The 25,069-nt window shown below is 48.3% G+C and carries 20 protein-coding genes; 9 read left to right on the forward strand and 11 right to left on the reverse strand.

Annotated elements, in window-relative coordinates; translation table 11 throughout:
* Nucleotides 1-80: 80 nt before the first annotated feature.
* Nucleotides 81-1,127: a tRNA preQ1(34) S-adenosylmethionine ribosyltransferase-isomerase QueA gene (queA, locus tag BFP76_RS10580; protein ID WP_099593448.1), complete on the reverse strand. Its 1,047-nt coding sequence runs from the start codon at nt 1,125-1,127 to the stop codon at nt 81-83.
* 39 nt (nt 1,128-1,166) lie between these two features.
* Entirely contained in the window at nt 1,167-4,439 is a 3,273-nt protein-coding gene (locus BFP76_RS10585) for a YhdP family protein (RefSeq protein ID WP_099593450.1), read from the reverse strand.
* A 110-nt stretch (nt 4,440-4,549) separates the two neighbouring features.
* Between BFP76_RS10585 and BFP76_RS10590 the strand changes: the two genes are divergently transcribed.
* The 4 genes from BFP76_RS10590 (at nt 4,550) to BFP76_RS10605 (ending at nt 7,841) form a co-directional block, all read left to right on the forward strand.
* Entirely contained in the window at nt 4,550-5,008 is a 459-nt protein-coding gene (locus BFP76_RS10590; RefSeq protein ID WP_099593452.1) for a peroxiredoxin, read from the forward strand.
* The gene (locus BFP76_RS10595) at nt 5,005-5,817 is read left to right on the forward strand and encodes a ferritin-like domain-containing protein (protein WP_099593454.1); all 813 of its coding nucleotides are present in this window, start codon (nt 5,005-5,007) and stop codon (nt 5,815-5,817) included. Before BFP76_RS10590 ends, BFP76_RS10595 begins: the two co-directional genes overlap by 4 nt.
* A gap of 189 nt (nt 5,818-6,006) precedes the next feature.
* Nucleotides 6,007-7,335, forward strand: coding sequence for a DUF5930 domain-containing protein (locus tag BFP76_RS10600; RefSeq protein ID WP_099593456.1), 1,329 nt, complete (start codon nt 6,007-6,009; stop codon nt 7,333-7,335).
* Entirely contained in the window at nt 7,335-7,841 is a 507-nt protein-coding gene (locus BFP76_RS10605; protein ID WP_099593458.1) for a bactofilin family protein, read from the forward strand. The genes BFP76_RS10600 and BFP76_RS10605 overlap by 1 nt, the downstream gene beginning before the upstream one ends.
* Before the next feature lie 50 nt (nt 7,842-7,891).
* Here BFP76_RS10605 and BFP76_RS10610 read toward each other — a convergent pair whose 3' ends face one another.
* From BFP76_RS10610 to BFP76_RS10625, 4 genes are all read right to left on the reverse strand, one after another.
* Nucleotides 7,892-9,229: a hypothetical protein gene (locus tag BFP76_RS10610; protein ID WP_099593460.1), complete on the reverse strand. Its 1,338-nt coding sequence runs from the start codon at nt 9,227-9,229 to the stop codon at nt 7,892-7,894.
* Between the two features lie 5 nt (nt 9,230-9,234).
* Nucleotides 9,235-10,359: a peptide chain release factor 2 gene (gene prfB / locus BFP76_RS10615; protein ID WP_099593462.1), complete on the reverse strand. Its 1,125-nt coding sequence runs from the start codon at nt 10,357-10,359 to the stop codon at nt 9,235-9,237.
* A 66-nt stretch (nt 10,360-10,425) separates the two neighbouring features.
* The gene (locus tag BFP76_RS10620) at nt 10,426-12,990 is read right to left on the reverse strand and encodes a penicillin-binding protein 1A (RefSeq protein ID WP_099593464.1); all 2,565 of its coding nucleotides are present in this window, start codon (nt 12,988-12,990) and stop codon (nt 10,426-10,428) included.
* Nucleotides 12,991-13,124: 134 nt separating this feature from the next.
* Nucleotides 13,125-14,291, reverse strand: coding sequence for an N-acetylmuramoyl-L-alanine amidase (locus tag BFP76_RS10625; protein ID WP_133117427.1), 1,167 nt, complete (start codon nt 14,289-14,291; stop codon nt 13,125-13,127).
* A 475-nt stretch (nt 14,292-14,766) separates the two neighbouring features.
* Here BFP76_RS10625 and BFP76_RS10635 point away from each other — a divergent pair, with 475 nt between their 5' ends.
* The 5 genes from BFP76_RS10635 to aat all read left to right on the forward strand — a co-directional run bounded on the left by BFP76_RS10635 (nt 14,767) and on the right by aat (nt 21,623).
* Nucleotides 14,767-17,586 (forward strand): ribonuclease E/G, encoded by a 2,820-nt coding sequence (locus BFP76_RS10635; RefSeq protein ID WP_099593470.1) that lies wholly within the window; start codon nt 14,767-14,769, stop codon nt 17,584-17,586.
* 122 nt (nt 17,587-17,708) lie between these two features.
* Nucleotides 17,709-19,046 carry a M48 family metalloprotease gene (locus BFP76_RS10640; RefSeq protein WP_099594081.1) on the forward strand — a complete coding sequence of 446 codons (1,338 nt, stop codon included), beginning with the start codon at nt 17,709-17,711 and terminating at the stop codon, nt 19,044-19,046.
* An 80-nt stretch (nt 19,047-19,126) separates the two neighbouring features.
* Nucleotides 19,127-19,618, forward strand: a complete 492-nt coding sequence (gene accB / locus BFP76_RS10645) for an acetyl-CoA carboxylase biotin carboxyl carrier protein (RefSeq protein ID WP_099593472.1) — start codon at nt 19,127-19,129, stop codon at nt 19,616-19,618.
* Nucleotides 19,619-19,640: 22 nt separating this feature from the next.
* Nucleotides 19,641-20,990, forward strand: a complete 1,350-nt coding sequence (gene accC, locus BFP76_RS10650) for an acetyl-CoA carboxylase biotin carboxylase subunit (protein WP_099593474.1) — start codon at nt 19,641-19,643, stop codon at nt 20,988-20,990.
* A gap of 24 nt (nt 20,991-21,014) precedes the next feature.
* Nucleotides 21,015-21,623, forward strand: coding sequence for a leucyl/phenylalanyl-tRNA--protein transferase (gene aat / locus BFP76_RS10655; RefSeq protein WP_099593475.1), 609 nt, complete (start codon nt 21,015-21,017; stop codon nt 21,621-21,623).
* Here aat and BFP76_RS10660 read toward each other — a convergent pair.
* The 5 genes from BFP76_RS10660 to clpP all read right to left on the reverse strand — a co-directional run bounded on the left by BFP76_RS10660 (nt 21,601) and on the right by clpP (nt 24,979).
* Nucleotides 21,601-21,966 carry a DUF2155 domain-containing protein gene (locus BFP76_RS10660; RefSeq protein WP_205661410.1) on the reverse strand — a complete coding sequence of 122 codons (366 nt, stop codon included), beginning with the start codon at nt 21,964-21,966 and terminating at the stop codon, nt 21,601-21,603. The two genes, aat and BFP76_RS10660, sit on opposite strands and share 23 nt — an antisense overlap.
* Entirely contained in the window at nt 21,963-22,409 is a 447-nt protein-coding gene (gene mlaD, locus BFP76_RS10665) for an outer membrane lipid asymmetry maintenance protein MlaD (RefSeq protein ID WP_099593477.1), read from the reverse strand. The genes BFP76_RS10660 and mlaD overlap by 4 nt, the downstream gene beginning before the upstream one ends.
* Nucleotides 22,410-22,424: 15 nt before the next feature.
* Nucleotides 22,425-22,799, reverse strand: coding sequence for an NADH:ubiquinone oxidoreductase subunit NDUFA12 (locus BFP76_RS10670; RefSeq protein WP_099593479.1), 375 nt, complete (start codon nt 22,797-22,799; stop codon nt 22,425-22,427).
* Nucleotides 22,800-22,924: 125 nt separating this feature from the next.
* Complete coding sequence (gene clpX, locus BFP76_RS10675) at nt 22,925-24,193, reverse strand: ATP-dependent Clp protease ATP-binding subunit ClpX (protein ID WP_099593481.1); 1,269 nt, start codon at nt 24,191-24,193, stop codon at nt 22,925-22,927.
* A gap of 162 nt (nt 24,194-24,355) precedes the next feature.
* A complete protein-coding gene (gene clpP, locus BFP76_RS10680; RefSeq protein WP_099593482.1) occupies nt 24,356-24,979 on the reverse strand; it encodes an ATP-dependent Clp endopeptidase proteolytic subunit ClpP in 624 nt (207 codons plus the stop codon).
* Nucleotides 24,980-25,069: the final 90 nt, after the last annotated feature.

Here is a 25,069-nt window from a genome sequence, read left to right on the forward strand (position 1 = left end):
CTCCGTAAGATTTAGCTGTGACTTAAACGATCACCAAACATACAAATGTGCTGTTTTCGACGAATTTTGGCGTTAACGTACTATGGAACCAATAACGATGCATCACCATAGGAAAAAAAGCGATAATTTTGGGCGATTGCGGTTTGATAAATCTCTTTCATGCGATCCATTCCCATTAACGCGCTGACCAACATTAACAATGTCGATTTTGGCAAATGGAAATTGGTGATCAATGCATCAGTTGCGTGAAATTCAAATCCTGGGGTGATGAAAATATCGGTATCCCCGACCCAAGGTTTGATTTCCCCACCACGTGCTGCGGTTTCGATCAAACGTAATGCCGTGGTGCCAACGGGGATTACCCGCCCACCACTGGCGTGGGTTTGTGCGATTTCGGCGGCGGCGGTTGCGCTCACCTCGCCCCATTCGGAATGCATTTTATGATCTGTAATGTCGTCAACCTTGACCGGAAGAAAGGTTCCAGCACCCACATGCAAGGTCACTTCGCTGGTGTTCACACCCATTTCGCGCAGTTTATCCAACTGATCCGTTTCAAAATGAAGCGATGCAGTCGGCGCGGCAACCGCGCCCATGGTTTTGGCAAATACGGTTTGATAATCCGACATATCTTGTTCATCGGCGGGGCGTTTTGATGCGATATATGGTGGCAATGGCATAAATCCATTGGCGGCCAATTGTTGATCAAACGCGTTTCCAGACTGATTGAATTCCAACACCATGCCCTGTTCGGATTTGGAAATCACCATGGCCCAAAACCCATCGGCGAAAATGATCTGTTCACCAATATTTGCCCGCTTTGCGGGTTTTGCCAATGTCAACCAATGCCCGTTGGTATCCATGGAAAGCAAGGTAATTTCCAACCCTGCAAATGTTTCGCCATTATCCGAAATGCGCCGGCGTTGTCCGTTCAAACGTGCGGGGATAACCTTGGTATTATTTAAAACCAAACGATCGTTCGGGCGCAAAAATTGCGCCAAATCGGCAAATGTTTGATGTTTGATATCGTTTGATTGCGCCACCAACATACGCGATGCAGACCGCGGTTTTGCTGGACGCAACGCGATCAATTCTTCGGGTAATTCAAAATCAAAATCAGACAGTTTCATGAAAACAGCCTGTGTCCGAACGCAGATATAATTGCAAGCCTATTGCGACGGCTTTGGTTGATTTTGGCGAAAAATTTCACGAAAAATGCCAGGTGTTAAAATGGAAAACGGATTTACGCCCACTTTGGGATTTTTTGCGTCACCTTTCATTGTGTAGGTAAAGCTAAACAAACCTTCGCCTTTTTGACGGCCAAATAATTTTCCAAACACACGTTGAAACGCACCGTTCAACACATAAAGCGGTGTGACCACCCCTTCTAGATCAACCGTTTTTTGACCCAAACTATACCAGCCATTCACCGTCATACCCATTGATGGGCCAACCGCGCTTATGTTTTGAAGCTGGATATTTTTAGGCGTGATCGCAAAATTGCCGATGATTTTATCAAAATGAATGCCCTTGGATTTCATTTGTTGCAACAAGCCAACCACCGACATTGCGTTAAGCAATGAAGTCATACCGTTGCTTTGCACCATACGCCCACCGCTGATGGAAAATTTGCCTTTGAAATGTCCGTCTTGTTGTTGTGGCGCGATTTCAAGTATTAAATCCCCCCCCCGATAGGTTTGCATCACACCACCCCCGCGCAATGTGCCCCCTGCATCAGCGGATTGAATGCGAATGCGTGTGCCGTTTTGGCCATTTTCAAATGTTCCCGCGATGTTGGCCTGATTATTTAATCGCGCGCTAAATCGCCCCACCGCGGATGCACCCGCGCCCCGCGTTGCACGCAAACCATGCAATGTGATGGCATCCGTGATGACAAGCTGATCAAGAGTGACATCAATTGCCCCTGCGCCGCTGGCATTCCCAAATTGAAAACGGCGCATATCGGCGCGACCACCGTTAAGAACGATTTTGCTTGCCTGTACACCCTGCCCGATAAGTGTTGCGGATGTGTTAAACCAATTCCCAACCTTGATTTCATTAAATTTTGCGCCCTTGAATGATCCTTTGTCACCAAGATCAACCGTGCCTTTGGCGGTCAGACCATCCGCTGCAAATGTAAATTGATCAATTTTGGGATTTTGCCCCAGTGTTCCTGAAACACGCAAATCACCCGATGAATTTGCGCCCTTGCGCCACCCCAAGGTTGGCACATTCACAGACAGCCCGTTTAGTTTACTTTGCAACTGAAAATCAGGGGCTTGATTTCTGTTCAATTTGATATCGACCGTCGCATTTGTACGGCCATCAATGCTCCCTTTGGGGAAATTTACATTAAACTTGCGTAAACTGTTTTGATCCAGCCGCAGGGTGGATGTGATATTTTGCGATTGCCCTTGCCCAAATGCCATTGTCCATTGCGTGGTGGTATCCAGCCCGTCAAACCGAATTGGCCCTTGCAATGTCATGCCGGCATTATCAACATTCATTGCAACGCTTTTGGCAGTAATTGTTTTACCTGATACAAGTTTTTCAGAGCTAAGGTTTTGAATGTCGCCGTTGAAATCAATAAACAAATCTTTGTTTTTTGTATTTTTCGATAATGGAACGTGCAATTTTCCGCGGGTGCGCAAATTTCCTTGTGCCACATCGGTTTTCAACCCAACCTTGTCCATGAATTGAAACTGTTCAACATTTAACAATTCAAGCGCGGCTGGTACGCTTCCTTGGGTTTCCAAATCAATTTTTGCAATCGCAGGCTTTGCCGTGATTTCAGGAATTGAAAGCATTGAACCCGCCAAATCCACCTGCTCGCCACGCGGGGTTATGACATGCCCCTTGGCCAGCGCAATTGAAAATGCGGTTTCGGTTAACCGCCCCACCCCAGTAGCGGATTGCAATGGTGGCATGGTGCGCATGAATTTTGCATCAACATCGCTGGCGAAAAAATTCATATCCAACGTGGGCGATCCATCACGTAGAACAATATGCCCGTTTAAATCCTGCACCTTGCCCTTGGTGATATTTTTGGCAATCCAGTCGCGGGTTTTTGTTGCTGCTTCCAACGGCCAAAGCGAAATGAGGCGATTTATACCAATTTCATCAACACGAAATTGATAGCTGTTTTGCCAAATATCATCGTTAATCCAAGATGTCCCTTCAACAAAATAGCTACTGTTTTCATCTTTTAAATATACCTTTGGGACATGAACGCGAAATTTTCCGATGTGAAAATCTGCGTTTATATGCGCTGTTTGAAACGCCAAGGTTTTGGAAAACACATCATGATCTGCAAATTTTAACTGAGACACCTCCAAATCAGTTTGCAGAATTTCAATTTCGCCCAGATCATCGCGAACCAAAATCGCGTCACCCTCTGCGGCTAATTTTAAGCGCGGGGCATCAATTTCAACGCTATCAAATGAAAACCGATCTTGCTCCCCTTGATAATTGAAATAGGCTTTGATCTGATCAAATTTGGGTGCGGTTTCATCCAGCAATCCGCGTATACGCCCGTTCGTTAAATCAAGCACGCCAGAGAAATCTTTGACGATTTCTGTTTCTGACAATTCCAATAAAAACGAACCCGATGCCACCGCATCAACCCCGCGCAACCAGCCAAGCGCGCGCACCTGTTGCGCCAAATGCGTCGGGCTTGCATTATCAAACCCAACCTTAAGCTGGCTTGTATCGCTCCCTAATCGATGGCGCAGTGAAATTTGCAACGTGGTGTTTGCATTTTCGTCCTGTTCAAGTTCAAGATTGCTTTGCAAATCAAATAAATCGTCGCTTCGCGTCAGGCTAACATTGGCGCGATCAAATGTATATTGTTGACCCGAAAACCGATCATCATACCGCACCTTGGTGTTGGTAAATTCGATCGTCTGCAAATCTTGCAACCATTCAATTTTTGCAAATGAATTCAGAACACTATCAATCGAATTAAATGCAATATCAGATGTTTCAGTTTGTGTTTGGAAATTGAATGACCCGTCTTTGTGGCGAATGATTGAAAGATTCATTTCCTGAATGCGCAATGCCTCTGGGCGGGCGTCACCTTGCACAGCGGCTATGCTTGAAAATGCCAGCTCGGCCAAAGGAAAGGATAACATATTCGCCCCATTGGCATTTTTCAGAGCAACATTTTTAAGCTGGATATTCACCGCTTGATCCAAATCCTTGGCGTGGATTTGAAACTGTCCGATCTCCACCGATGAACCGTTAATTTCCCGATTGATACGATTTTCTACAAATTCAACCAATTTGGGATGTTCCACCGGTCCCGTTGAAAACCGCAGATACAAAAAGCCAATAAATAACAATGCGATAACAACAGCCGTTATTGTTACCGAACAGCAAAATCCGATAAAATGCAAAAACGGATGTTTCCGTTTACGCGGGGCAACGGCGGTGTCTTTGGTCATTGGTGTCCCAACTGGGTTCCTAGCGTATTTTGGGTGGCATTTTGGAAAATGCTCCACTATTGCATTTTACGACAGATCGCACAGCGCGCCATGTAAAAAGGATGATATAGATGCATATAGGTCAAAAATTGCCTAACGTAACCCTTCCGCGTGACGGCGGTGCAAATGTGGACCTATCAAAATTGGCAGGGAAAAACGTGGTTTTGTTTTTCTATCCGCGTGATAACACGCCGGGTTGCACCACGGAATCCATTGAATTTTCACGCATGAAAGACGCATTTTCCGATTTAAACACAGTGGTTTATGGCGTGTCTAAGGATAGCGTTGCATCACATGATAAATTCGTAGCCAAACGCGAATTAACCATCCCCCTGTTATCCGATGAAAATCACGATCTGTGTGAAACATTTGGTGTTTGGAAAGAAAAAAACATGTATGGCAAAAAATTCATGGGCATCGAGCGTTCGACTTTTCTGTTCAACGCGGATGGTGATCTAGTCAATGAATGGCGCAAGGTCAAAGTTGCCGATCATGTTGAAACCGTATTGCAAGCGGTCAAAGATTTATGAGCCGTCCAACCTTAACCGCCTTGGCGGTGGATGTGCTGACCACCAAAGACGGGCATGAAAAAACGCAAAAATCAATTGCCGCGGCCAAGCTGTGGTTTGATTCAGTCGATGATGGCGACCCGCTTGAAATCGGGAACACAACGCCACCCGATGTGCCTTCGCGCCCTGATGCGCCTGAGCTATTGCCCCCGAATAAAATGCCGAAACGCAAAACAGGCTCCGTCAAAGGGCGTGCGGCGTTGCTACATGCGATTGCGCATATTGAATTGAACGCTGTGGATTTGCATTGGGACATCATCCCACGTTTTGCCCATGTGGATATGCCCCGCGGTTATTTTGACGATTGGGTCAAAGCAGCTGCCGAGGAATCCAAACATTTCAATCTGTTATGTGATCGCCTACATGATATGGACAGCTTTTACGGCGATATCCCTGCACATCTGGGCATGTGGCGATCAGCGCAATCAACCGCAACCGATTTCATGGGGCGCCTTGCCATTGTGCCAATGGTGCTAGAGGCACGCGGGCTGGACGTAACCCCTGGCATGATCGAAATGTTTCGCAATGTTGGTGATGAGAAAACCGTTGAAACATTGGAAATCATCTATAGCGAAGAAGTTGGCCATGTGGCCTATGGTTCCAAATGGTTCCACTTTTTATGTGGTCGCCATAACAAAGATCCAAAGGTTGAATTCCACCGATTGGTCGGTGAATATTTCCCCGGTGGATTGAAACCACCCTTCAATGATGAAAAACGCGCAGAGGCCGGATTGCCGCTTGATTTTTATTGGCCAGTTGCCGTCAGTTAATCAATTTTCAAATCATAGTTTCGCCACCGCGTTTCATCACCATGCTCAAAGTGGCAAAATCCCGCTTATTTAACCGCATATCGTGGGGTTTTTTGAAACACTGGTAAAAACTGTTTGATTGAACATGTTCCATTCCGTAAAGACTGTGGCGGGGTAACTAAGCCAAGCAAAAAATCAAGAGGCTGGGGAATGAAAAGACTATTTGTTTCATTAAATCGCGCATTGGGAAATCAAGTTCCTGAACAACGTATTTATATGAGATCAGATAAATCAACTCGCTACGTCCGTTTGTCGCCACTGGCACAGACGACCATTGGTGCGGCTATCGCTGTGACGGTGTGTTGGAGTGTGATCGCATCATCCGCGTTGTTAATTGATAAACTGACGGCAAATTCCGAAGGAAAACAATCTGCAGTTATTCAAATTGCGTTTCAGGATCGTTTGGAACAAATTTCTGGTGAACGCGATCAGCGCGCATTAGAGGCACAAACTGCACAAGAACGGTTTTACATCGCACTTGAACAAATTTCAGAACAACAATCCGATCTGTTAGAAGCCGAAGAAGAACGCCGTGAATTGGCGACCGGCATCAAGATTATGCAGCGCAAATTGCAAGCTGCTGTCAAAGATCGTGATATCGCACAGAAAAAATCAGATTCATTGTTGAATGAATTGCAAACTGTTTCTGGCAGCATCGACAATCGCATTGGCAATGCCGAGGATGTGCAAACCACCCTGTCGTTTGTCACCGACGCACTTGGCACCACAAGCCAAGAACGCGATGCGGTTTTAATGGAACATAAGGCGCTGAAAGATCGCGTTGCCGAAATGGAGTTTGATTCACGCCTGTTGCAAGAGCGCGGCGATCAAATCTTTGCCCGCCTTGAAGAGGCCGTGGATGTGTCCCTTGGCCCATTGAAATCAAACCTAAACCGTAGCGGCATCAGCGTTGACAACCTCATCAACGAAGTCAGCCGTGGATATTCAGGCACAGGTGGTCCAATGACTCCGCTTGTTGTATCATCCAAAAGCATTTTTGATGATCAAATTTCAAACCGTGCGAACAAACTGTTGAAAGATTTGGATCGCGTTAATCTGTTGAAATTGGCCGCACGCAAAGTGCCATTGGGACACCCCGTTGCAGGCAGCTTTCGTTACACCAGTGGATTTGGATATCGTAGCGATCCCAAAACTGGTGGGCGTCGTTTACACAAAGGCCGTGACATGGCAGGCCCACGCGGCACGCCCATCGTTGCCACGGCTGATGGTGTTGTAACATTTTCTGGCCGTCAAAGCGGTTATGGAAATTTGGTAAAAATTCGTCATAGCCAAGGTTTCGAAACCTTTTATGCACATCTGAATGCTATTCGCGTTAAAAACGGACAGCGTGTTTCACGTGGCGATCGTATTGGTGATATGGGTAACACTGGACGCAGTACAGGCGTTCATCTACATTATGAAATCCGCGTAGGCGGCCAAGCTGTTAATCCAGCGAATTATATGAGGTCAGTAAACTAATGTTTTCGAAAAGCAAAATCAACACACCTGCAAAAGACGCAGCGCCAGCAAAGACAGAGTCAAGCCCAGCAACGGCAAGCAAGCCTGCTGTGACACCGTCATCATCTGCGTCTCCTGCGCCTGTTGCACCAAAGGCAAAGCCGCCAGCGTCGACATTGTCTGCAGATTTGGCGATCAAGGGGAACATGAAAACCTCTGGTGACATTCAAATTCAGGGCACTGTTGAAGGCGACATTCGCGCGCATTTGCTTACCATCGGCGAAGGCGCCACAGTTAAAGGTGAAGTGATTGCAGATGATTTGGTAATCAATGGCCGCATCATCGGTCGTGTGCGCGGCCTTAAGGTTCGTTTGACATCAACTGCTGATGTAAAAGGTGACATCATTCACAAAACAATCGCAATCGAAAGTGGTGCACATTTTGAAGGTTCCGTCACACGTCAAGACGATCCATTGAACGCAACCGTTGCCAAAACATCAGGTAAAGCAGCGGCAAAAGACGCCTAAGCTTCTTCGATTTCGAATTGAAAAGGCCCGTCCATTTGGATGGGCTTTTTTTATCCCAAGAGCTGTGGGATCATAAGATAGGCCAATACCGCGGCCATCAACAACAACAGCAAAGTCAAAAATTTCTGGACATGCCCCATCAGCCCCTTGCGTGGTTCCGCCGTTGGCTTTTCTTTTTTGGCAAACAATCCGCTTAACATGCCGCCCTTTTTCGCGCCATCGTCTTGAACCACATCATTGGCCACGCTGGCTGGCGATGCTTTGCTATCCTCAGCATTGCGAAACAAGGATCTTAATTCGTCTTCGGCACGATCAAAATCGGGATAATTTTTGGGGCCATCACTCATGATAATCTCTCGCTTTGCTGTGCTTTCTACGTTAACACCATCATCCGCGGTTCCCAAAGCCATTTCTGACGTATTCTCAGAATCTGTGACACCAGATTGAAATGGTTCGATTGGCACATAGTCATCGGCAAGATCGGCGTGTTTTGTGACACGCAGATGCACCGCCCCAAACGGATCTGTGCTTGATTTATCTTTGTGGTAAACGTGGATCACTTCATGCGCGGAACGTCCAAAACTTTCACCATGTTTGGGGATGGTTCCCAGATGCCGACAATATTGCATAAACATCAACGACAATTCCAACAGCGTCTTTAACCCCAGCGGAGATTGTTCAAACACCAGTTTTTTTCCGATGAATTTTTCTGAATTCAAAAATCGGGCGCCAATTGATTGTTGCCCCGTTTGTGGGTCGTTTGATCCAAATAAAACTGGGTGAGTGAACAGAAAAATCGGAAATTTTTCACGTGTGGTCGTTTCAAACCCATTGGCAGTCAGTAAATGTTGTGATGCCACCCAATGTACAAGGCTGGGTTCTTGGGCGCGGTTCATCAATTCCACCAGTTTCAACAACAGCGTTAAGCGAAAGGTGTAGTTTTCTTGGGTTTCTTTGCCACCGGATTTATCGGTGCTGTCAATGGATTGCAGCATCGCCAAAACATCATCAGGCATATCATCAACGCTGGGGGCAACGCCGGTTCCTGTGCCCACATGGATCAACACATGGGTTTGATGCGTATCAATCAACCCTTCAAAATCAACGGCAAGTGATTTGTTAAACGGGGATTCCAACGCTTTTTGAAACGCGTTTTTGGCCAGCTTACCATTGTGCAATTCGATTTTAACAAAGCAATTGCCGATGCTAAAATGCAAATCGCTGCCCGTCGCAGATCCCTGGAACTTTTGCCCAAAGCGTTGGTTTGGAAATGCACTGACGATTGATTTTATCAATGCGTCAAAATCAAGGGAAGGAAGCGTATCCGCATAAAGACAAGCCGCGGTAATATCGTGGCTTTTGGCAAAAATTGCTGGATCAAGCTTCATACTAATTACCCTTCTTGTGCCTCCGCACGTGTTTTACCAGAAACATCCAGCGCCAATGCTGCGGCCATGAATTGATCCAAGTCCCCATCCAACACGCCTTGGCTGTCGGATGTTTCCACATTGGTACGCAAATCTTTCACCATTTGATAAGGTTGCAAGACATAGGATCGGATCTGGTTGCCCCAGCCCGCGTCGCCCTTGTTGTCATGGGCTTCTTGAATGCCTTCGGTGCGTTTGCGCAATTCAATTTCATACAGACGCGACTTTAGCGCGTTCATACATGTGGCACGGTTTTGGTGCTGTGATTTCGCCGATGCCTGCACCACAATTCCCGTAGGAATATGAGTCATGCGCACAGCGGAATCTGTTTTGTTGACGTGCTGGCCACCCGCGCCCGATGCGCGAAACGTATCGACGCGCAAATCGGATGGGTTGATTTCAATTTCGATATTGTCGTCAATCACAGGGTAAACCCAGACAGAACTGAACGATGTATGGCGTTTGGCGTTTGAATCAAACGGAGAAATGCGCACCAAACGATGCACACCGCTTTCGGTTTTCATCCAACCATATGCATTGTCGCCTTTGATTTGATAGGTCACGGATTTTATCCCCGCCTCATCGCCTGCGTTATAGGCGACTTCATCCACCGAATAACCCTGTTTTTCGGCCCAACGCACATACATTCGCGCCAGCATAGATGCCCAATCACAGCTTTCTGTGCCACCAGCGCCTGCATTGATTTCAAGGAATGTATCGTTGCCGTCAACCTCGCCGCTTAACAATGCGGCGATCTCTTGTTTGGCGGCCTCTTTTTGAACTTTGCGAATGGCGGATTCTGCTTCGTCGATGACCTCTTGGTCATCTTCCATTTCGCCCAGTTCGATCAATTCGATATTATCGGCCAAATCTTGGGACAGGTTTTTAAACCCATCAATCGCATCCGATAACATTTGACGCTCGCGCATCAATTTTTGCGCTTTTGCGGGATCATTCCACAGGTCTGGGTTTTCGGACAGCGCATTGAATTCTTCCATGCGGTATTCGGCAGTATCCCAATCCATGCGCTGTTTTAACAGCTCTAGCGATTTATTGATTTCACCAACAAGGTTTTCGATTTCTGCACGCATTATTCTGGTCCGTATTATGAACCATCTTTCTATCCATTCGCATAGCCTAGGTAAAGAGCAACCGCATCAATACAACCCACCGCTGGACAAGGAACCAAAGCTGGCTTTGGCGGGAATTTTCTTTTTCTTACCCGTGGATGTACGCACCACTTTGTCCTTTTTCGGGGCGATGGTATTGCGGCTAAAGTTGCTGAAAATTTCGATATTTGTTTCAGCTTCAAAACCACCATCGATGAAATCAAGCAGGCTGTTTGCGTCGATTTCTTCGCCGATGCGGAACAATTCGCGCACAACATGATCGCCTGTTGCATCATCGGGTAAACGAACACCGCTGAAACGGTCGAATTTATAAAATACAGTATCGGCGGGCTGTTCGAAATTGTCCGCCCCGTATTTTTGCACGGCCTTGGCCATAAATTGTTGGAACACTGGGCCACACATACCGCCACCTGATGCGCCCTTACCCAATGTTTTGGGCGTATCAAATCCCATGTAACAACCCGCCACGATATTACTGGTGAAACCTACAAACCACACATCTTTGGCATCGTTTGTTGTCCCTGTTTTACCCGCAACTGGCACACCAAGGTTTACGGTTTTACGCGCTGTACCGCGTTCCACAACGCCGCGCATCATTGATGTGATCCGATATGCGGTAACTTCGTCCATGACGCGTTCTTTGTCTGATGATAGTGTCACGCCCTGCCCGTCGGCCAATTCACCTGGGCCACAATCGGCACAAACACGGCCATCGTGGCGAAATACGGTTTTGCCGCTACGATCTTGCACACGGTCGATCAAGGTCGGATGGATGCGTTCACCACCATTGGCAAACATCGCATAGGATGACACGATTTTATAAAGCGTGGATTCCTGCGCGCCAAGCGCACCAGATAACACGCGCGACATACGATCATAGACACCAAAGCGTTCCGCATACCCCCCAACAACACCCATGCCCACATCCTGTGCCAAACGAATGGTCATCAGGTTACGCGATTGTTCGATACCAACGCGCAGCGGTGCGGGGCCATAAAATTTGTTTGATGCGTTTTTTGGTGTCCACAAACCTTGGGGTGTGTTGATTTTAATCGGTGCGTCAACAACGATGGTCACAGGGGAATATCCACTGTCCATTGCAGCCGCATATACAAACGGTTTGAACACCGAACCCGGTTGGCGCTGTGCCTGTGTGGCGCGGTTAAACACGCTGTGCTGATATGAAAAACCACCTTGCATGGCCAATACACGCCCTGTGTTGGTATCCATCGCAACAAAGCCACCTTGAATTTGTGGCACTTGGCGCAACGACCAAGATTTCACACTGCGATCTTCGTTCAGCGCAGATTTCACCATCACAACATCACCCGCTGAAAACATATCAGCGGCGTTTTTCATGCGGAACCGATCGCCATCTTTGTTGATCTTGTTTTTGGCCCATTTGTTTTCTACGGAATAATACAAACGGTCGCGCTCTTCGTTATAATCAAAACCTTCAACACCAATTTGCGCGGTTTTTTCACCCACACTTAACACCACGGCAGGATACCAGTTTTCGATATCACGCGGCGCTTTGGCGTTGTCCAATGCATCGCGCCATTTGGTTTCATCGTCCAACAACGCAGGATCAATGGTTGTGATCGCACCGAAATACGGGCTGTTGCGGCGGTCGTATGCCTCTAGCCCACGGCGAAGCGCACGTTCCGCTTCGCGTTGCATATCGGTATCCATTGTTGCACGCACAGCGTAACCACCAGTGAAAAATTCATCCTCGCCAAATGAATTGGTTACTTGGCGGCGAATTTCATCGGTAAAATAATTGCGTGGCGGGCGAGAGGATCGCGCCGTTTCCATATGCCCACCCTGCACTGTTTCCAGATCGCTGGCACGGGCCAGTTTTATATCTTCTTCGCTGGCATATCCGTTTTCCGCCATCTCACGCAGCACGAAATTTCGACGGTTCAATGCACGCTCTTTTTGGCGCACGGGGTGATAATTTGACGGTGCTTTGGGCAAGGATGCCAAATAGGCCACCTCTTGCAAATTTAATTGTTCCAGCGTTTTCCCGAAATAGGTTTCTGCCGCCGCCGTCACGCCATATGAATTTTGACCCAAGAAAATTTCATTTAGATACAGCTCTAAAATGCGATCTTTGCTTAACGATCCTTCGATCCGTGCCGATAGGATCAATTCCTTGATCTTACGCTCTGCAGAACGGTCATTGGTAAGCAAGAAGTTTTTCGTAACCTGTTGTGTAATCGTCGACGCACCGCGCAGCGTACCACCCGTGGCGGCATCAATCCCCGCCTTTACGATACCAAGTGGATCGTAACCTTTGTGGTTATAAAAATTCTTATCCTCGGCGCTGATAAATGCATTTTTCAAAATATCTGGCATTTCTTCGACCGGGGTGAACAAACGACGCTCCGATGCAAATTCATCCATCACACGCCCATCAACCGCATAAACGCGTGAAATTGTTGCGGGTTCATATCCTGCCAAGCTGTCATGATCGGGCAAATCACGGCCATAGGCCATAAACACCGCTGCGATCGTGGCAACACCCAAAATCGCACCCAATGTGAGCACCGTAAAAATAACACCGAAAAATGAAACAATTGATCTTAGCACGGGAATTCCTCGTCGAGTTCGACAGTCATTTAGGCGGTTGTTGGGTTTGGGTCAAAACACAAGTGGTAAAAACCCGTCCAAAATCCGCCGATACATTTCGCTCTACATAGGGAATTTTGTGTTTAATTAAAACCCTATTGTCGTAACAATTTTGCGGCTGCTGCGTCTTCGACAGCCCATGAATCCAATGCCAGAACGATACCATCTATTACTTTGGAACGCCATGATTGTGTGATCAAATTATTAAGATCACGCCGATTGGTCATGAATCCAAGCTCGATCAAAATGGATGGGATATCAGGTGCCTTGAGCACGGCAAATCCAGCGGCCAAATGCGGGCGGCTGCGCAGCTTGCCTACGGATTGCGCGATTTCCAGCACCATCATTTCCGCCAACATATCGCTTCGCTCGAATGTTTCGAGACGTGCTAAATCCATCAAAACACCCGCCAATTCGTCATCTTGATCGGTAAGGTCGACGCCTGCCAGCAGATCAGAACGTGAAAGCTGGCTTGCCAATAATTCCGCACTGGTATTGGACGCTTTGTTTGACAAAGTATAAACCGTAATCCCAGAGGCCGATCCAGATGTCACCGCATCCGCATGAAGCGAGATAAGAACATCTGCATTTTCCGCACGCGCCGCAGCGATCCGCCCTGGAAGCGAGATAAATTCATCATCGCCACGTGTCATGAACGCCTGAAACCGACCCGTGCGAATGAGCGCCTCTTTCAATTCAAGTGCAAATTGCAAAACCAAATCTTTTTCGCGGTGCCCATCGTATATGGCACCTGTATCCAGCCCCCCGTGGCCGGGATCCAGCATAACAATGATCGGGCGCGTGCCATCTTGGCGTTTTTTTGGGATCATATCCCCCTTAAACGCAGGCAAATCCCAAAGCGCATCATTGGGTGGCGTTGAATATTTCGCGAAATCTTCGGCGTTAACCTGTTCTAAATAAACCGCTAGCTGCCCAACCCCTGCACTATTTTCCGTGCCCATTTCCGCTGTTTTCACCACCATCGGCTCTGACAAGGTTAAAACCATGCGCGACCAACCTGGGCGAAAGGCACCATAGCGGGCATCTGTAACCGTTTCTGATTGTTCGACAAAATCGCTTGGCAATTGTGCCCAATCAACTTGTTTGAAATCCATCACCAAACGATAAGGTTCGCCCAATGTGTAAACGCGAAACGGAACGGGTTGGGTTAATCCCAATTCAATTTGCAGCCCCCATAATTTATCATCCAGTTTGGTGCGACTTGGGTCAATACGCGCCAATGCACCGAAATCTTGGGCCATAATGATGGTCGCCCAAGATTGAATGAAACAAAAAATTAGCGCTGTTATGATGCTTTTCACTGCTATTTACCGCTCTTTGGCTGTTTTCAACAATATAGCAAATCAAAAACAGATTGTAATTGCCTAATGTTCAACTTATTGATGAACAATCGGTGTTTGAAAAATCACCACAAAGTTTCGCTGGCGGTATTCTTTGCGACAGGCATTTGCTGAAGACCGCAATGAACCCCCAGCAGGCCAAATGGCCAAACAGAACAGCCCATTTTGCGCAATCAGTGCGAAATCGGCCTTATATCAACGCTCACGAATAAGAGCGTCGGAGAAAACCGCGATGAAACGCGCGCCGAAAAACAGCCAAAACACCGCGGACATGTCTGCGCCTGTTGGCGTATCGCGCGCTATCGCCTTAACTAAACATGTAAATCTTTTGTCCCCTGAACAAGGGAGGCTTTGATTTGCGTGTCAGAAAGAAAACATGTCAAAGAAAATGCTTATCGATGCAACACATGCGGAAGAAACCCGCGTTGTTGTTGTAGAAGGAAACAAAGTAGATGAATTCGACTTTGAAAGTCTAAATAAACGTCAGCTTGCTGGGAATATCTATCTTGCCAAGGTTACACGCGTAGAGCCATCGCTTCAGGCGGCTTTTGTTGATTACGGCGGGAATCGCCACGGATTTCTCGCTTTTTCCGAAATTCACCCCGATTATTACCAAATTCCTGTTGCCGACCGCGAAAAGCTGTTGGAAGAGGAAGAAGCATACGCCAAGGCCGTTGCCGAAGCGGAAGAGCAAAAATCAAAGCAAAAACCAAAATCACGCCGCCGCAGCCGTTCAAAATCCAAAACCGTTGCGGAAACAGCAGCAACGGATGCAGTTGTCACAGGCGATGCCACATCACCCGATGTGATTGATCTGGACGAAGAAAACGGTCTGGTCGATGTGCCAGAAAACCAAACGGAGCAACCAACCCCGTCAACAGAATCGGATTCCGATGCGGGTGAGCCCATCGAAAACGAAATCGAAAGCGTTGACACCGTTACCGAAGTTTCAAGCAATGATGCGGATGAAACCGCCCAAGAGGTTGATTCAGAAATCGTCGAAGAAGGCGAATTGCACGATGCGGAAATCTCTGATGACGAAGTTCAAGCAGAGGTGCGCCCACGCAAACCCCGCCCACGTCGTTACAAAATCCAAGAAGTGGTCAAGGTTCGCCAAATTTTGTTGGTTCAGGTTGTTAAAGAAGAGCGCGGCAACAAGGGTGCTGCGCTGACAACATATCTGTCACTTGCTGGTCGTTACTGTGTTTTGATGCCAAACACCGCACGTGGTGGTGGCATTTCACGCAAGATCACCAACGCCACAGATCGCAAGAAAATCAAAGAGATAACCAACGCAATTGAAGTGCCCAAAGGCGCCGGCCTGATCGTGCGCACCGCTGGTGCCAAACGATCCCGCACCGATATCGAGCGCGACTATGAATATCTGTTGCGTCAATGGGAACAGATCCGCGATTTAACATTGCAATCCATCGCCCCTGCGCAAATCTATGCCGAGGGTGATTTGATTAAACGCACCATTCGCGATCTTTATAATCGTGAAATCGATGAAATCATTGTCGAAGGTGATCGTGGTTACGCGGATGCGGTTGAATACATGAAAATGTTGATGCCAACCCGCGTTGAAAAAATCACGCATTACAAGGAATCAATGCCCCTGTTCGCCCGTTATCAGGTCGAAGCGTATTTGGGTGGTATGTTTAACCCAACTGTGCAGCTAAAATCAGGTGGGTATATCGTGATTGACGTGACCGAAGCCTTGGTCGCGGTTGATGTGAACTCTGGTCGTGCCACCAAAGAAGGCTCGATCGAGGATACAGCACTTCGCACCAACCTTGAGGCCGCAGAAGAATTGGCACGCCAAGCACGCCTGCGCGACTTGGCTGGTTTGATCGTGATCGATTTTATCGACATGGAAGAACGGCGCAACAACTCAGCCGTTGAAAAACGCCTGAAAGACAAGTTGAAAAATGATCGTGCACGCATTCAAGTGGGCCGCATTTCGTCATTTGGATTGCTCGAAATGTCACGCCAGCGACTGCGCCCAGGTATGCTAGAGGCCACAACAGCACCCTGCCCGCATTGTCATGGCACGGGTTTGGTGCGTTCGGACGGAAGCCAAGCATTGGCAATCCTGCGTGAAATCGAAGAAGAAGCGACACGCAAACGCACAAACGAAGTGTTGGTTACAACACCCGTTAACGTTGCCAACTATCTGTTGAACGCAAAACGCGAACATATCAGCGAGATTGAAACACGTTATGGCATGTCCGTGCGGATCGAAGCAGACAGCGCGATGATCAGCCCAGACTACACCGTTGAAAAGCTGAAAACCGCAACACGCATCGTGGCACAACATGCCGATGAATCTGGTGCAATCACCATGAGCAGCACATCAACCGATGATCTGACCACAGCCGCACCTGTTCCATCCCCTACTGGTGATGACGAAGAACAGCCCAAGAAAAAACGGCGTCGTCGTCGTCGTCGTGGTGGCCGCAACAAAGGTGCAGCGGATGCACCACAAAATCAGGACGCAAATGATCAAAGCGTCGAAAATGCGCCAAATGATGCTGATGCCCCAGCAAAAGTTGAAGCAAGTGATGCAAATGATGCCCGTGCAAAAACTGATGCTTCTGAACCAGTAAGCGAAGCCAAGGCGGAAACAGCGGCTGAAGAATCGCCAAAAGCGGAGGAAAAGCCCGTTAAAAAACGTGCTCCTCGCAAACCGCGTGCAACCAAGGCAAAGCCAACAACAGAAACGCCAGCGGCGGAACCTGTTGTGGATGACGCAAAACCTGTGGAAACCGCAGAGGTAGACGAAAAGCCAGCGCCGAAAAAACGTGCGCCCGCAAAACGGACCGCCGCCAAAACCACGGCGAAAAAGGCACCTGCCAAGAAAACCACTGCAAAGGCGAAAACCAAAGCAGATGCATCAGAGACGGTTGAAACAACAACCGAGGATGCGCCTGTTGCGAAAAAGACCGCGCGCAAACCCGCAACAAAACGCAAGCCAGCGGCCAAGAAAACCGCCGCTGCGGATACGCCCGTGGAAACCCCATCGCCAAGCCCAACGCCCGCGGATCCAGCACCAACGCCCGCGGATCCAGCACTAGCGCCTGCGCCGACGCCAGAACCCACACAGGTTCCCGCACCCGATCCAACGCCGGCATCACCACCCGCCGAAGCGGTTGCAAAACCTGCACCCAAGCGACGCGGTTGGTGGTCACGCTCGTAATTAATGATAAAAAGCCTCGCGCAAGCGGGGCTTTTTGGGCATAAATTTGCGCATAACATCACTGTGCATTGTTTTTTACAAATCAGAGCGGCATTGTTTTTGAAACCAAAAAGGGAATATTCATGCTTGGTTCAAAAATATACAAATCTGTGCTTACCGCCGCATTTGTTCTGTCCAGCACAATCAGCCTGTCCGCACAGGGATTGATCCGTGATGCCGAAATCGAGCGAACATTAAAACTGGCGGCCAAACCTATCTTGGCCAAAGCGGGTGTCTCGCAAAGCAACGCAAATATTTTGGTTGTGAATGATCGTTCTCTTAACGCATTCGTGGCAGGTGGACGCCATATTTTTGTGCACCACGGGCTGATCCTGAAACTTAAATCTGTGGAACAATTACAATCCGTTTTGGCACATGAAATTGGCCACATAACGGGCGGGCATATCGCCCAACGTGCAGGTGCCGCCGCAAGTTCAAAATCCGCCGCTGGAGTTGGATTTTTGCTGGCAATTGCCGCTGCTGCCGCTGGTTCTGGCGAGGCGGCCGTTGCATTATCCGCAGGTACGCAATCGGTTGCGACGCGCAATTTTTTAACCCACACACGTGCCCAAGAATCCAGTGCTGATCAATCGGGCGCACGATATATGGCCGCCGCTGGCATTGACCCAAAAGCGGCAATCGAAGTGTTGGAAATTTTTGATGGTCAGGATTTGATGTCCGCCAAACACCGCGACCCTTATACATTGTCCCACCCGATGTCGCGCGAACGTATCGCAAATTTGCGCGCCTTTGCAGGGGCTTACAAACCACGCGCGAGCACGCAGCCACCAAATATGGATTATTGGTATGCGCGTATGGTCGCAAAATTCAACGGATTCACCAATAATCCCGCAAGCGTTTTGCGCCGTGTCAAAAAATCCGACAAAGGCGAAATTGCCACCCTTACCCGCGCCATTGCATACCATCGCAAACCGGATCGTAAACGCGCCTTGAATGAAATAAATCGACTGGTCAACATGCGCCCCAAAGATGCGTATTATCATGAATTGCGCGGGCAAATATTGCTGGAAAATCGTGATGTAAACGGCGCGATTAAATCCTATCGCACGGCAACACAGCTTGCGCCAAATGAATCCCTTATTCTTGCGGGATTGGGGCGTGCGCTTAACGCTTCAAACACCAATAACTCGGAAGCATTGAAAGTTTTGCAACGAGCCTATTCCAAGGATGCGCGTGATGGGCGCATGTTGCGTGAATTGGCCGTGGCCTATGCCCGTGCTGGGCAAAATGGCAATGCATCCGTGGTTACGGCGGAGCGATACGCGCTTGCGTCCAATTTCCAACAGGCATCTGTGCATGCAAAACGCGCACAAGGTTTATTGCCCCAAGGTACCAGTGGATGGCTAAAAGCCCAAGAAATCTTGTCATTAGCAAAACAAGCGACGTCACGTAAACGTTAAGACTTTTCACACTGCCAAAACATCTTTATACAGGCTCAAATGACCTTGCCGAAGATAAGGCACAAAATTTCGAGGGTGAAATGACCAAAAAAGATCAAGATACGGATGTTCAATTTGTACAGGCTTTGGCCGAATTGCTACGTGAAAATGACCTGACAGAATTACAGGTAAAACGCGAATATGGTGACGACAAAACATTAAATGTGCGCGTCACACGCCAAACCGCCGTTACAATGGCCGCCGCTGTGCCACAAACAATCGCAGCACCAGCCGCTGCACCTGCACCCGCTGCTGCGGCACCTGCTGAATCTGCCAAGGCCAGCGATCCCGCCGATCACCCAGGTGCGGTGACATCACCCATGGTTGGCACTGCATATTTGCAACCCGAACCTGGTGCGGCACCATTTGTAAGTATTGGTCAAAAAGTTTCCGCAGGTGACACATTGTTGATCGTCGAAGCGATGAAAACAATGAATCAGATCCCTGCCCCGAATGGTGGCACCGTAAAACGTATCCTCATCGAAGACGGCACGCCCGTTGAATTTGGGACGCCACTTGTGATTGTTGAATAAGCGATAAACGAAAGAAACAACCATGTTTTCCAAGATTCTTATCGCCAATCGCGGTGAAATTGCATTGCGGGTCATCCGCGCCGCCAAAGAATTGGGCGTGCGCACCGTTGCCGTTCATTCAACTGCGGATGCTGATGCAATGCATGTGCGCATGGCAGATGAAAGCATCTGTATCGGTCCACCATCGGGTGCGCAAAGCTATCTGAACGTACCAAACATCATTGCAGCATGTGAAATAACTGGGGCCGAGGCCGTTCACCCTGGCTATGGCTTTTTGTCGGAAAACGCCAATTTTGTGCAGGTGTTGGAAGATCACGACATTACATTTATCGGGCCAAGCGCGGAACACATCCGCATGATGGGCGATAAAATCACAGCTAAGGACACGATGAAAAAGCTGGGCGTTCCATGCGTTCCAGGGTCAGATGGCGGCGTTGATACCATCGCAGAGGCACATAAAGTTGCCGATGAAATGGGATATCCCGTAATTGTAAAAGCAACCGCAGGCGGTGGTGGCCGTGGGATGAAACTGGCGAAAACCAAAGACGATCTGGACGAAGCATTTTCAACCGCGCGATCCGAATCAAAGGCCGCATTTGGCAATGATGAGGTTTATATTGAAAAATACCTCACCCTGCCCCGCCATATCGAGGTTCAGGTTTTTGGCGATGGTCGAGGCCGTGCCGTTCATTTGGGCGAGCGTGACTGTTCATTGCAACGCCGTCACCAAAAGGTGTTTGAAGAGGCCCCGGGCCCAAGCATCGACGAAAAAACACGCGAAAAAATCGGCAAGGTCTGCGCCGATGCGATTGCAGACATCAAATACTCTGGTGCTGGTACAATCGAATTTTTGTATGAAAACGGCGAATTTTACTTCATCGAAATGAACACACGTTTGCAGGTGGAACATCCTGTAACCGAAACCATTTATGGTGTGGATTTGGTGAAACAACAAATCCGTGTTGCCGCTGGCGAAGAGATGACATTCAAACAAGAAGAATTGTCCATCAAAGGCCATGCGATCGAGGTGCGGATTAATGCGGAAAAACTTCCAAATTTCACGCCTTGCCCAGGTAAAATCACAACATTCCATGCCCCAGGCGGTTTGGGTGTACGTATGGATTCCGCGCTTTATGCGGGCTATTCCATCCCACCCTATTACGACAGTTTGATTGCCAAGCTGATCGTATCTGGCATTACACGCGAAGCGGCACTTGCCCGATTGCGCCGTGCACTTGGCGAATTGATTGTGGATGGCGTGGATACCACCGTGCCCTTGTTTGACGCGCTCTTACAAGAAGAAGACGTTCTCACAGGGAATTACGATATTCACTGGCTTGAAAAATGGCTGGAAAAACAAGATTCCGAATAAAAATCAGATGGTTGGGCGCATAACATGACCGCCCAACCACAAAAAGTAACCCCGCACCTATTACTGCAAGCCTATGCCCAAGGCGTTTTTCCGATGTCTGAAAGCGCGGATGACCCCGAAATTTTCTGGGTCGATCCACAGATGCGCGGCATTTTCGAACTGGATGCGTTTCACGTGTCACGATCATTGGCGCGGCGGATTAAACGGGGCGATTATACTTATAAAATCAATTCCTGTTTTCCAGATGTTGTCCGTCACTGTGCGGATCGCGATGAAACTTGGATAAACGCGGAAATATTTGAACTTTATTGTCAGCTCCATGCATTGGGCTATGCGCATAGCTTTGAAATTCATCGTGAAAATCGTTTGATCGGTGGGGTTTATGGCGTGGCATTGGGTGGTGCGTTTTTTGGCGAAAGCATGTTTTCAAAGGAAACGGATGCGTCAAAACTAGCGTTATATCATTTGATCAAACATTTGAAATCGCGCGATTTTACGCTGTTCGACACTCAATTTATCACGCCGCATCTGGCGTCACTGGGTGCGATAGAAATCCCGCGCAGCGAATATCGCAATCGTCTGGATCAGGCGTTGGGAATAAAAGCGACGTTTATTTCGGCGCCAGACATTTGATCACCCAAACATCGTAACGCGGGTGTTCCAGTGCGGATAATGCAGGGCTAGATGCCACCATCCAGCCATCAAACGCAGGATTATCCATGCGGGAATCCAAGATCAACAAATGTGCAAATGCATCTGTGTTCAAACGACGCTGAGGATAACGGCATTCTTTGAGCGTAACTTGAATTTTTGCCACTTCGATGGTGGAACCGCTTTGCATTTCAAAATCGGCAACTTGTCCGGTAACGCGGTCCAACATACGAATGATCGCGCCAGAACCATTGGTGGTTTTCACCGCGGCAAAACCGGGCAACGCCATTAAAAATGCCAATGATGTCAGCGCGATACGGATCATTGTTCGCTGCCCGCCACGAATTTAAGCAGCAATGATATCAGGCTTACCGAACCTTGGGTGTCGATAAATTCGCCGCCCTGTTCCATTGCAAATTCGGACCCACCTGGCACGACCTCTACAAATGTGCCGCCAAGCAATCCTTCTTGGGAAATTTGCACGCCTGAATCTTCGGGGATTTTCAAATCATCGCGCATTGAAAACTGCATATTTGCGCGAAATGATTCAGGATCAAGCGCAAGTGCCGTTACCGTGCCAACCTTGACCCCGGCCATGCGCACATCCGTGCCAACGGCCACGCCATCCGCACTGCGAAAGCTTGCGTTTAATTCGTATCCACCTGATTTAGTGGAAAATCCCACGCTGGAAGATGCGAAAATCAAAAATCCTGCGGCAGCAGCGACAACAACGGCGCCAACAGCAGTTTCAGTGAGGTTATGTGCCATCGCCAATACCCTTTGCTATTCAGGTTGCCACGCTTCGTAATCAGTACGATCAGCAGGTTTCGCATGGCGCAAAGATCCCGCCGGCGCATAGGCCATTGCCGTCCCTGTCAGGTTTTCCTGATGCGGTTTTTCCCAAACTTTGTGTTTCAGCGGCTTATCAGTTGGCGGTTCTTTGAACGTGTGGTGCAACCAACCGTGCCAATCGGCAGATACGCGTGATGCTTCGCATTCGCCATTGAAAATTACCCAACGGCGCTTACCGTCACGTGTTTCATAGAAAATATTGCCCTGCTCATCTTCGCCAACCTTCACACCCTTGCGCCAAGTGTAAAACCGTGTGTTAAGCGTTTGGCTGTTCCACCAAGTAAATAAGCTTTTGATAAAGTCCATCTGCGGCTTCCTTTGTTCTGTTATCTTTGTATATGCTACAAACCCAGACCAACGTCCAGCATAAGAAAAATGCACTGGCGGGATTTTCCGCCAATGCATTCAATTTTTTCGCATTTGAGCGTGGTTTAGCCCGCAGATGCGGTTTCTTCGACCTTATCTGCATAAACGATCAAGGGTTCACCTTCGCCGGTTACGGCATCTTCGTTCACCACAACGTCTTGTACGTTCTCAAGGCTTGGCAAATCGAACATCGTATCCAACAAGATGTCTTCCATGATGGAACGCAAACCACGTGCACCAGTTTTGCGCGCGATGGCGCGTTTGGCGATGGCACGCAAGGCTTCGTCTGTGAATTTCAGATGCGCATCTTCCAATTCGAACAGGCGTTGATATTGTTTGACCAATGCGTTTTTAGGTTCAGACAAAATGGTAATCAACGCATCTTCATCCAAATCGGTCAGCGTTGCCAGAACCGGCAAACGCCCAACGAATTCTGGGATCAGGCCAAATTTCAACAAATCCTCTGGTTCCAATTCCGTGAACCATTCGCCTACGGAACGCTCTTCTTCGTCTTTGACGTCTGCGCCAAATCCGATTCCTGATCCTTTGCCACGTTGGCCGATGATTTTGTCCAAACCGGCAAATGCACCGCCACAGATGAACAGGATATTCGTTGTGTCCACTTGCAAGAATTCTTGCTGTGGGTGTTTGCGCCCACCTTGCGGAGGAACGGATGCAACCGTGCCTTCCATGATTTTTAGCAACGCTTGTTGCACACCCTCGCCTGAAACATCGCGGGTGATGGATGGGTTATCGGATTTGCGGGTGATTTTATCCACCTCGTCAATATACACGATGCCACGCTGTGCGCGTTCCACATTATATTCAGACGCTTGAAGTAATTTCAAAATGATATTTTCAACATCTTCGCCCACATAACCAGCCTCGGTCAATGTGGTGGCGTCGGCCATGGTGAATGGCACATCAATGATGCGCGCCAATGTTTGCGCAAGCAATGTTTTACCACAACCCGTTGGCCCGATCAGCAGGATGTTTGATTTCGAAAGCTCGATATCATCCTTGGTATGTTCGGCATGATCCAGACGTTTGTAATGGTTATGCACCGCCACAGACAAAACCCGTTTGGCAACATCTTGGCCAATCACGTATTCATCCAAGAAATTACAGATATCCGCAGGCGTTGGCACACCCTCGCCAGAGGTGGTGATGCCACCTTTGGCCTCTTCACGAATGATATCCATACATAATTCAACACATTCATCACAGATGAACACAGTCGGACCCGCGATTAATTTGCGGACTTCGTGCTGGCTTTTGCCACAAAACGAACAATACAGTGTATTTTTCGCGTCCGTATTGTTTGAATTCGACATATTTTACTCCGCCTTATTTGCGCTTGCCCGATACGATATGGCAGAACCATGCCCGTTACAATGCGATTATTCGTTTCCTAATGGCCAGTCATGGCTAAATTATGACCATTTTTTTGACACAAGATAGCCATGGCAAGATGAATAAACCCTTGATTGTGCGCCCTATTCGTCCGGCAATTCGCGTTTTTGTACGATTTCATCAACCAGACCCCAATCTTTGGCTTCTTCTGCTGTCATGAAATTATCGCGATCAAGGGCGGTTTCGACCTCTTTCAATTTACGACCACAATGTTTGACGTAAATATTGTTCAGGCGATCTTTCAGTTCCAAAATTTCTTTGGCGTGCAGCGCGATATCGGATGCTTGGCCTTGGAAACCACCCGATGGTTGGTGCACCATCACACGTGCATTTGGCAATGCAAAACGTTGCCCCGGTTCACCCGCAGCCAATAACAATGATCCCATTGACGCCGCTTGCCCAACACAAAGCGTTGAAACCTTGGGGCGGATATATTGCATCGTGTCATAAATCGACAATCCAGATGTCACCACGCCGCCCGGGCTATTGATATACATAAAGATATCTTTCTTGGGGTTTTCCGCCTCAAGAAACAACAATTGCGCCACGATCAATGTGGACATGCCATCATGCACGGGGCCCGACAGGAAAATGATGCGTTCTTTTAACAGGCGTGAAAAAATATCGTATGATCGTTCCCCACGTGATGTTTGTTCCACAACCATTGGAACCAATGTATTCATATAAACTTCGTGTGGGTCTCTCATGATATTTCGCCTGTGTTTGCAAATTTCTGCGATAACTGTAGTGCGCCTTGCGGGGGGCTTCAAGGCGCGTTTTTGTCTTGTTGTTTGATT

It is taken from the genome of Paramylibacter kogurei (assembly GCF_002742285.1).
Taxonomy (GTDB): Bacteria; Pseudomonadota; Alphaproteobacteria; order Rhodobacterales; family Rhodobacteraceae; genus Amylibacter; species Amylibacter kogurei.

Bases quoted from the DNA above. Each gene is read 5' to 3' on its own strand.
- accB (WP_099593472.1), top strand. From the start codon at position 19,127: ATGACCAAAAAAGATCAAGATACGGATGTTCAATTTGTACAGGCTTTG.
- BFP76_RS10670 (WP_099593479.1), bottom strand. From the start codon at position 22,799: ATGGACTTTATCAAAAGCTTATTTACTTGGTGGAACAGCCAAACGCTT.
- clpX (WP_099593481.1), bottom strand. From the start codon at position 24,193: ATGTCGAATTCAAACAATACGGACGCGAAAAATACACTGTATTGTTCG.
- clpP (WP_099593482.1), bottom strand. From the start codon at position 24,979: ATGAGAGACCCACACGAAGTTTATATGAATACATTGGTTCCAATGGTT.
- BFP76_RS10610 (WP_099593460.1), bottom strand. From the start codon at position 9,229: ATGAAGCTTGATCCAGCAATTTTTGCCAAAAGCCACGATATTACCGCG.
- BFP76_RS10640 (WP_099594081.1), top strand. From the start codon at position 17,709: ATGCTTGGTTCAAAAATATACAAATCTGTGCTTACCGCCGCATTTGTT.
- BFP76_RS10585 (WP_099593450.1), bottom strand. From the start codon at position 4,439: ATGACCAAAGACACCGCCGTTGCCCCGCGTAAACGGAAACATCCGTTT.
- BFP76_RS10605 (WP_099593458.1), top strand. From the start codon at position 7,335: ATGTTTTCGAAAAGCAAAATCAACACACCTGCAAAAGACGCAGCGCCA.
- queA (WP_099593448.1), bottom strand. From the start codon at position 1,127: ATGAAACTGTCTGATTTTGATTTTGAATTACCCGAAGAATTGATCGCG.
- BFP76_RS10595 (WP_099593454.1), top strand. From the start codon at position 5,005: ATGAGCCGTCCAACCTTAACCGCCTTGGCGGTGGATGTGCTGACCACC.
- mlaD (WP_099593477.1), bottom strand. From the start codon at position 22,409: ATGGCACATAACCTCACTGAAACTGCTGTTGGCGCCGTTGTTGTCGCT.
- BFP76_RS10590 (WP_099593452.1), top strand. From the start codon at position 4,550: ATGCATATAGGTCAAAAATTGCCTAACGTAACCCTTCCGCGTGACGGC.
- aat (WP_099593475.1), top strand. From the start codon at position 21,015: ATGACCGCCCAACCACAAAAAGTAACCCCGCACCTATTACTGCAAGCC.
- prfB (WP_099593462.1), bottom strand. From the start codon at position 10,359: ATGCGTGCAGAAATCGAAAACCTTGTTGGTGAAATCAATAAATCGCTA.
- accC (WP_099593474.1), top strand. From the start codon at position 19,641: ATGTTTTCCAAGATTCTTATCGCCAATCGCGGTGAAATTGCATTGCGG.
- BFP76_RS10625 (WP_133117427.1), bottom strand. From the start codon at position 14,291: ATGGCCCAAGATTTCGGTGCATTGGCGCGTATTGACCCAAGTCGCACC.
- BFP76_RS10635 (WP_099593470.1), top strand. From the start codon at position 14,767: ATGTCAAAGAAAATGCTTATCGATGCAACACATGCGGAAGAAACCCGC.
- BFP76_RS10660 (WP_205661410.1), bottom strand. From the start codon at position 21,966: ATGATCCGTATCGCGCTGACATCATTGGCATTTTTAATGGCGTTGCCC.
- BFP76_RS10600 (WP_099593456.1), top strand. From the start codon at position 6,007: ATGAAAAGACTATTTGTTTCATTAAATCGCGCATTGGGAAATCAAGTT.